Source organism: Candidatus Poribacteria bacterium (assembly GCA_021295755.1).
Classification (GTDB): domain Bacteria; phylum Poribacteria; class WGA-4E; order WGA-4E; family PCPOR2b; genus PCPOR2b.
Map to the genome: position 1 here is coordinate 516 of JAGWBT010000170.1, position 8,429 is coordinate 8,944.

General features: G+C 50.8%; 8 protein-coding genes. All 8 read left to right on the forward strand.

All coding sequences use genetic code 11. The features are described 5' to 3' along the window. The first annotated feature begins 108 nt into the window (after positions 1–108). The 8 genes from J4G02_20235 to J4G02_20270 all read left to right on the forward strand — a co-directional run bounded on the left by J4G02_20235 (position 109) and on the right by J4G02_20270 (position 8,114). Positions 109–906: an SDR family oxidoreductase gene (locus J4G02_20235; GenBank protein ID MCE2396855.1), complete on the forward strand. Its 798-nt coding sequence runs from the start codon at positions 109–111 to the stop codon at positions 904–906. Between the two features lie 849 nt (positions 907–1,755). Next, on the forward strand, positions 1,756–2,223 hold the full coding sequence (locus J4G02_20240) for a hypothetical protein (GenBank protein ID MCE2396856.1): 468 nt from the start codon (positions 1,756–1,758) through the stop codon (positions 2,221–2,223). Continuing rightward, entirely contained in the window at positions 2,210–2,569 is a 360-nt protein-coding gene (locus tag J4G02_20245; GenBank protein MCE2396857.1) for a hypothetical protein, read from the forward strand. Before J4G02_20240 ends, J4G02_20245 begins: the two co-directional genes overlap by 14 nt. 665 nt (positions 2,570–3,234) lie before the next feature. Beyond that, the gene (locus tag J4G02_20250; protein MCE2396858.1) at positions 3,235–3,984 is read left to right on the forward strand and encodes an SDR family oxidoreductase; all 750 of its coding nucleotides are present in this window, start codon (positions 3,235–3,237) and stop codon (positions 3,982–3,984) included. A gap of 301 nt (positions 3,985–4,285) precedes the next feature. Beyond that, entirely contained in the window at positions 4,286–4,660 is a 375-nt protein-coding gene (locus J4G02_20255; protein MCE2396859.1) for a hypothetical protein, read from the forward strand. Between the two features lie 160 nt (positions 4,661–4,820). Further along, positions 4,821–5,726, forward strand: a complete 906-nt coding sequence (locus J4G02_20260; GenBank protein ID MCE2396860.1) for a phytanoyl-CoA dioxygenase family protein — start codon at positions 4,821–4,823, stop codon at positions 5,724–5,726. Continuing rightward, positions 5,723–6,634 carry an NAD(P)-dependent oxidoreductase gene (locus tag J4G02_20265; GenBank protein MCE2396861.1) on the forward strand — a complete coding sequence of 304 codons (912 nt, stop codon included), beginning with the start codon at positions 5,723–5,725 and terminating at the stop codon, positions 6,632–6,634. Before J4G02_20260 ends, J4G02_20265 begins: the two co-directional genes overlap by 4 nt. Positions 6,635–7,046: 412 nt before the next feature. After that, the gene (locus J4G02_20270; GenBank protein ID MCE2396862.1) at positions 7,047–8,114 is read left to right on the forward strand and encodes an LLM class flavin-dependent oxidoreductase; all 1,068 of its coding nucleotides are present in this window, start codon (positions 7,047–7,049) and stop codon (positions 8,112–8,114) included. The last annotated feature ends 315 nt before the right edge of the window (positions 8,115–8,429 follow it).

An 8,429-nucleotide genomic window follows, 5' to 3' on the forward strand; every position in this document is an offset into this window, starting at 1 on the left:
AAGTCCCCCTGACAAGGGGGATTTAGGGGGTTGGCTGTGCATCGAAGGTGTATAAGTAATTATAGAATTCACCATAACAGGGCTGTAATAGACAAAAGGAGATTGTGTATGTCGCTCAGTGGTAAAGTCGCCATCGTCGTTGGGGCCGGGCAGACACCAGGAGAAACCATCGGCAACGGCAGGGCAACCGCGATTCGTTTCGCAAAGGAGGGAGCGCGGGTGCTTCTCGTTGACAAACGACCCGAATCCGCAGAGGATACCGCCCAGATGATAAAAGAAGTTGACGGCGAAGCCTCAGTTTTTGGTGCAGATATAACTGTTGAAGCGGATTGTCAGGCAATTATCGAAACCTGTGTTTCGCGCTACGGGCGGATAGATGTTTTGCATAACAACGTCGGGATCGCAGCGGGGGATGCTGACACGGTTGATGTGACTGAAGCAAATTGGGAACTATTGATGGACATCAACCTCAAAGGCATGTTTCTCACCATCAAGCATGTCCTGCCGGTGATGCGATCTCAAGAGTCGGGGGTCATTATCAATATCTCCTCAACAGCGTCGCTCTGCACTCGACCGACCATGCTCGCATACAAAACCAGCAAGGCTGCGATCAATGCGATGACACAAAACCTCGCCATCGAAAATGCGGAATACGGAGTTCGCGTAAATGCGATCTTGCCCGGTCTGATGGATACCCCTATGGCAATTGAGCGGCGGGTAGCGGAGCGGGGGGTGAGCCACGAAGTTATCCGTCAGGAACGGGACGAAGATGTCCCGCTTCGCCAAAAGATGGGTTCCGGCTGGGATGTCGCGGCTGCAGCGACGTTCCTCGCGTCCGATGATGCGCGGTACATCACAGGGGTGCTTCTCCCCGTTGACGGCGGCTTGAGTGCACAGGTTGGATAAGACGGAGGTGTTTCACATGACAATCTTGAACCTCAAACCCACACAAACTGTACTGCCATCGGAAATTTAGACCAAACAGCATCATCAATTTATAGCTGTGAAAACCGTGTGTTGTGAAAGTCGCACGCACGGTTTGGGTGAGGGACACAGACATGAGGATTCTATTAGCATTGATTGTGCTTGCTATTGGTTGTGATGTATCACCAAGAACTCAGTTTCCAAGATACTACTACGGCATGGATATAATCACTTTTGAAGCGACTTATCCAAACATTGAAACCTTCCCTAAAGACAGCCCTTCATGTGTCGAAGTATTGAACGGCATTTCTCATAGTTGGCGTAGATACATATTGCCAGACAAGAGAGTTATGCAAGTTAATCTTAGGAATGGTAAAATCGTTGAGATATACGTAAGGCAACCAAAACGAATCATCAAAACCATGTCTGTTACTATCCACACAAGAGAGATGTTGCGCTGTACTGTCCCCAATGAAACTAACCCTAAACTTTCCTCCCCCGTTTTTATCCTAAAAATCCTCCAATCCAGTAAATCCTGATTCAGATTGCTCTGAATCCCGCCTGTTCCGTTCCGAGAATCCCGACGAGTCGGGACCTGCTCTCGGCTTGTCGGAGTTCCGATCTATCGGGGATTCATCGGGACAATAATCCGTGTAATCTGTGTCATCTTCTTAATCCGCGATTCAGACAATATAATTATGAACACCCTTCAACCAACTGTGCATCCGCATTTCAACTACTTTCCCGAACACTCACCCTCTGACCACCATAACACATCGTCGCAGCTTGTATAACAATATGATATAATTAGGCAAAAGGAGGGTATCGCCTATGGAAATGCGATTCGACACACCTATTGATGGAGAGAGTCCGCGCGCTTTTGAATGTTTTCAGGCTTATCTCGAAATGCCAACGCCTCGATCCATTGAGAAATTATGTCAAGAGGCTATCAGAGGGAAAAGAGCTGCGCTTCGGACACTGTATCGGTATAGCAGTGATCACAATTGGGTGGAGCGAGCAGAAGCATTTGATAACGAGCAAGCACAAGAAACCTTTAATCGGTTGATGCAGAAAAGACAAGAGGAGATAGACGCTTTTATTGATGCAGACTTTGAACATGCGCAGCAGATTCAAAGTTTAGTTGGTCAGAAGTTGGCATCACTGCAAAAATCAGATGGGCTTGACTGGAAGGAGATCAGAAGGGTTGTGATGGTTTATCGAGAGACCCGTTTGTGGATGCAGGAGCTGCTCGGCCTGATTTCAAACGATGAAAGGAGAGCGGAGAGTGAGACGAGTTAAGCGGGATACACTGAAACGGTATGACATACCTCAACAGTCCCCAGTTGATGGACGATCCCATGGTCAGGGGGAATGGGTGAACGTTGAAGGGACGCGCTATAACCCGAAAACGCAATGGTGGGATGGAGTGCCTGAGAATGCGATTCCTTACGTTGCGATGGATCATATCGAACCGGGTTTTCGATGGCGTCTTGTCCCTCTCACAGCGAAGGGACAGGTTTGCGACTGTAAGGATCGTAAAAAACGGGGGTTACCGCTGTCCACACACGCTGCGGATTGTGATAAGGATCCGGCGGATTATGCGATGTTGGTTGAGTTAGTCGAGAGATTTGAGAAGGAGAGGTGAGGTTCATGTAGAAAGAAGGTACAAATGCCTTTTCCAGAATTTTCGCTTGACCTACTTTTCCCTCAATGCTATGATAAAAACACAATACATGATGCGTGAAAGCAATTGGTTCATCGGTTCGTTAACTCAGGTTGCTAGTTAGGACTTACGCAGCGGGTTCATAAGTCCCCCTGAACCCCTCTGATAAGAGGGGAAAGACAAGGGAGAAGATCCCCTCTTATCTTCTCCCCTTGTCAGGGGAAAAAATCTACCCCCTGTGTGCTAAATTTGCGTAAGTCTTGTAGTGATGTGCAGCGCGGTAAAATCGCCCTTTATACCCGTAGGTCGAACATTTTGCCAGATCTACAAAGCATCAGCGGGGCGACATGTTTATAGCACTGTTCATATGGCAGGTCAACAAACCGACTACGCGGCACTTTTCTGGCGAGGCACAACTGAAAACGCTCTGAAGCAAGGGACCATCGGGATTCAGAGAAACACCGTCCAATTATGAACACCCCCACGGGAAGTTGAAAATATTTTTTTTACCTGTCAGTGCCCTGCCAAATCTCCGAATCGTCCCCGGGGTCAATTCTCACGTTTCACGCATCACGTTTCACACTTTTCACGTTTCATCATCTTAAATCGCTATTCAACCCATAAAATCGAACTAGGAGAAATAACAGATGAGTAAAGTTGCTATCGTTACAGGAGCTGGCTCCAACATCGGTCAGCGAACGGTACTTGCGCTGCTAGGCGAAGGGTATTCCGTTACACTAGCTGGACGACGACCGGAAGCGTTAGAGGATACGGTCAAGCAAGCGGGAGAAGCGAGTTCGCGAACATTGATTGTGCCCACAGACGTGACAGATCACGACTCCATTAAAGCCCTGTTTGCCAAGACGAAAGAGACCTTTGGCAGGCTCGACCTACTGTTTAATAACGCGGGAGTCGGCGCGCCGGGCGTCAACTTAGAAGACCTGACCTACGAGCAGTGGAAAACAGTCGTGGACACCAACCTGACCGGCTCATTCTTGTGTACGCAAGAAGCGTTCAAGATTATGAAGGATCAAGATCCCAGAGGCGGACGCATCATCAATAACGGTTCCGTATCGGCACATGTGCCGCGCGTCAACTCCGCGCCCTACGCTTCCACCAAACACGCGCTGACCGGGCTAACGAAATCGACCTCCCTTGACGGACGTAAATATGATATTGCGTGTGGACAAATTGACATCGGCAATGCGTCAATTGACGCCGAGCAGCGCAGCGATACCGGCAGCCTCCAACCGAATGGAACGCTCATGGTCGAGCCACGGATGGACACGGATGATATTGCAGGTGCTGTCGTGTTTATGGCGAGTCTACCGTTGGAAGCAAACGTGCTGTTCATAACCGTCATGGCGACGAAGATGCCCTATGTCGGACGCGCGTAATTGTTTGCCCCAAGCGGTCTGGCTGTGCTCTTCTGCACTGAGCGAGCCTATCCAGACTTATCCCGTAGGTCGGGCATTTTGCCCGACTCCGTATGCCGTAACTGTACCCATACCCGTAGGTCGGGCATCCCCGATAAATCGGGATCCAAAGCGACTTGCCCGCCCCATAGCCCCAGCGGGGCGACATGTTTATAGAAACGCGATCTATACTAATGACCAAAGCCCCAGCGGGGCGACATGTGTTTCGTAGCAAATTGGTTCATGATAGATATAGAAAAACACCAGATAGAGGGAGTTCACGATGCCTGACAAACAACAGATCCAAGGTTGGCTCGACAAGCTGCGCGCCGGTACGCTCGTGGAGGCGGATCTCCAACAGGCGTTAGATCGTCTGAACGACAGCACTTCGGACGACGACTCACCTAAGCGGCAGCGACTACTGTATCTGAATACCGGCAACACCGGCGTTGACTCGCAAGTTCTCGGTATGGCACTGGTAGAAAACGGCGAAATCCTCGAAGCACCCGACGATGTGGACGAATGGCCCTACAACTCCGTCCTCGAAGCGATGAACGACGGCTGGCGGGTAATCAAGTTTCCCGAAATGGCGCTGCTGCTTCAAGAAGACAAAACCTTTGGACTCGGCTGCGAATTTATTCTCGAAAAATTAACCTAAAATAGAGCTTACGCAGAGCGTTCATAAGTCCCCCTGATTTTCCAAAGTCCCCCTGACAAGGGGGATTTAGGGGGTTAAAAATCAAAAATCTATCCCCCATGTGCTAAATTTGTGTAAGTCCTACTAAAACCGTGACTGCGAGTTGCGAAGGAGTTTTTTGATGAATCCGACGACATCCTCCCCGGTTGAACGAATCGGAATCCCGCATAGTGAGACGACAATAGGAAGCACCTACGATTGTGAAACGACGCTGAACGATCAAGAGGTGTTTGAATTTTGCCGCAAAGGGTACTTAGTGCTTGAAGGTGTAGTCGAAGACGCGGTCAATCAGCGTATGATGGATTTCGTGGACGAACACCCAGAGCATCAACCGCTTGAACTGCTAACCGAAGACTGGTTTGTTGACGGTGTGTTCAAAAATCCACAAGCGGCGGGTGCCGTCAGATCTTTGCTCGGCAGAGACTTCAAGCTGCCCCAGACGTTGTGTAATCACCGCGCCCCATGCCCCGCACCGCCCCAAGGGTGGCATCGTGACGGCGGATCGATCTACACCCCACGTCTAGACTACCTTCAAGTATTCTATTACCCACAGGACACACCGAAGGAGGCGGGACCCACCGAGGTTATTCCCGGCTCCCACTTCCTGCGTACCAAAGCCAACTACATGGCGCACCTACGCAGTGTAAAGCTCTCCGTACCAACCACCGCACCGGCAGGCTCTATCTTTATCACCGTTTATTCAATATGGCACCGCAAGGGGAGAAGCACTACCAACGGCTTCCGCAACCTGTTCAAATACAACTACTGGCGGACCACCGAACCGCGCCGTGACTGGATAATTGACCCCGATTTCGATTTCTCTTGGCCCACTTTCGGCGGCGAACCTCACTTTGAGCAGTTTAAGTGTGGCATCGCCGCGGCTGAAATGTTCTGTTGGTTATCCGGCGAAGATTATCAACACACCGGCGGTCAATGCTGGCCCTGTGAGGCTCCCGTCAAGCCACCGGCGTCCGACCAAGAGGGATTGCCAAGCGGATTACGCCGATATTCGGAGGCACACGTATGAACATCGGGTTCATCGGCATTGGGCGTATGGGACGCTTCATGGCACGAAATCTCGCCAAAGGCGGTCACAACCTGACAGTGTTTGATACTCAGAAAGAGGCAGCTGAAGAATGGCTGTCGCAGGTTGCTTTGAATCCCGATTCTATCGGGGGCGCATCGTGGGCGGATAGCCCAGGTGCCGTAGCGGCAGCGAGTCAGGTTGTCTTCACAGCACTGCCTCGACCCCAAGATGTGGAGGCGGTTGCCCTAGGAGATTCTGGTATCCTCAGCGGTGCTGCGCCCGGCTTGGCGTACTTTGATCTGAGCACCACGGATCCAGATACCATCCACCGCATAGCCACCACTGCAAAGCCCAAAGGTATCCATGTGTTAGACGCCCCGGTCAGCGGTGGTGTCAGCGGTGCCGAGCAGGCAACATTGTGCATTATGGTTGGCGGCAACCAATCGGTCTATACATCTTACAAGCCCGTCCTCGACCTCATCGGGGAGAAAGTCATGTACTGTGGTGAACAGGGCATGGGAGCGGTCTGCAAAATTGTCAATAACCTAATCAATCTTGGTAACTACGTTCTGGTGTCGGAAGCGCTGACGTTGGGACTCAAAGCCGGTGCCGAAACAGAGACCATGTTTGAGGCAATCTCCCACAGTTCCGGCAATACCGAGTGTATGCAGGAATTTCCGGGGAGTCTGTTTCAAGGCAATTTTGAGCCGGGATTTCAGCTAGACTTGGGTGCCAAAGATGTCGGTTTGGCGACCGAACTCGGTCGTCAACTGCGGCTGCCGATGGAACTCGCCAACATCATCGAACAACGTTTCACCGAAGCGCGAAACCGGGGTTGGGGACAGCTTGCATCGGTCTCGGTAGCGCGGCTTCAAGAAGAGCGGGCAGACGTAGAAATTCGCCTATAACCGTCAAGATTATAAACCTTTGGTGCGAGTCTACAATTATTGATAACAATAGGACTTACGCAGCGCGTTCATAAGTCCCCCTGATTTTCCAAAGTCCCCCTGACAAGGGGGATTTAGGGGGTTGGGGATTTAGGGGGTTAAAAATCGAAAATCTATCCCCCGTGTGCTAAATTTACGTAAGTCCTGAACAATAAACGTAAGGCTCATATAAAAAGAGAGTGCAAAGCATTAAGAGAAACCGAGTTTTCCTTCAAAACTCGGTTTCTGTTGCACGATTTCTTTGCATGAGCCAACGTAAAAAGCAGACTAGAACGCTTGTACGCAGAAAGGCTAGAAAATTCTCTTGAAAAACTTTGCGTCGTTGCGTCATTGCGTTAAGCGTTTTTAATGAACTAATGAATTGGGGTGAACTATGAAAGTTGGTACATTTATGATGCCGCTGCATCCGCCGGAAAAAGATCGGACGCAGACATTTGAAGAAGATGTAGAATGTGTCATTTGGGCAGACGAACTGGGATTCAGTGAAGCGTGGATTGGGCAGCACCATACCGCAGGGTGGGAGCCGATTCCGTCCAACGATGTCTTCATCGCCCACATGTTGCCGCAGACGAAAAACATTCGCTTGGGCACCGGCGTGACTATCATCACCCAGCACCACCCCGCCAACGTCGCCGTCAGACTCGCCTATCTTGATCATCTAGCCAAGGGCAGGCTCAACGTCGGATTTGGACAGGGCGGCGTCCCGACCGATTGGGCACTATTTGATCTACCCGACCCGCGGACGCAGGGACTGATGACTCTTGAGGCAATGGACATCGTTCTCAAACTCTGGCAGGAGGATGGACCTTTCGAGTTCAAGGGGGATTACTGGAACATCAAACTCGACGAAAAGGTGCCCGAACTCGGATTGGGGCAGATTCTGCAACCATATCAGAAACCACACCCACCAATCGCGATGAGTATCGTCAGGGAGGAGTCTATGGCTGCTACAACAGGCGGGCAGCGGGGATTCATTCCAATCAGCATCAACATGGCACCGCCGCACAAGGTCAAGCGGCAATGGGAACTCTACTCCCAAGGTGCCCTCGAAGCCGGACGCGAACCTGACCGATCGGAGTGGCGCATCTCCCGCAGCATATTCGTTGGAGAATCGGATGCAGAGGCGCGGGAACATGCGTTGAACGGTGCATTCGCCGCCTCGCTTATCTACCTACGCGGTATGCTTACGCTTGCCCGGATGCAAGACCTGCTGAAATGGGAGCCGGAGATGCCTGACGAAGCGATCGACGCTGAATATATCATCGACAACATCGCCATCGTTGGTAGCGTCGACACAGTCACGCGAAAGCTGCAGGATCTCTACGACCTCACCGGCGGTTTCGGCACGGTGTTGATGATCGGTCACGACTGGGACGACAAAGCGAAGATGCGCCGATCGATGGAACTGATGGCGAAAGAAGTTATTCCGCAACTGCCGTGACAGGCATCAAAGATGATAGTACAAAGGAGGGGCAGGTTCAAATGCAATCGTTCAAGATTATCGTTGAAAAGCACACTGATGGTTATGTTGCCTATCCAATCGGTCTGAAAGGCGTTGTGTTAGGTTAGGGAGATACTTATGCGCAGGCTGTAGCTGATGTGACATCGGCGATTAAATTTCACATTGAGACATTTGGACTGGAAGTGGATTGAACAAGGGACTTGTGGTGTTGTGCACTTATCAAAATCTTCCGTTCTGTATCCCCGTCTTTCAAGGCGGGTATACAGAACGGCAAACCCCGTTAGTGAGTCAAAA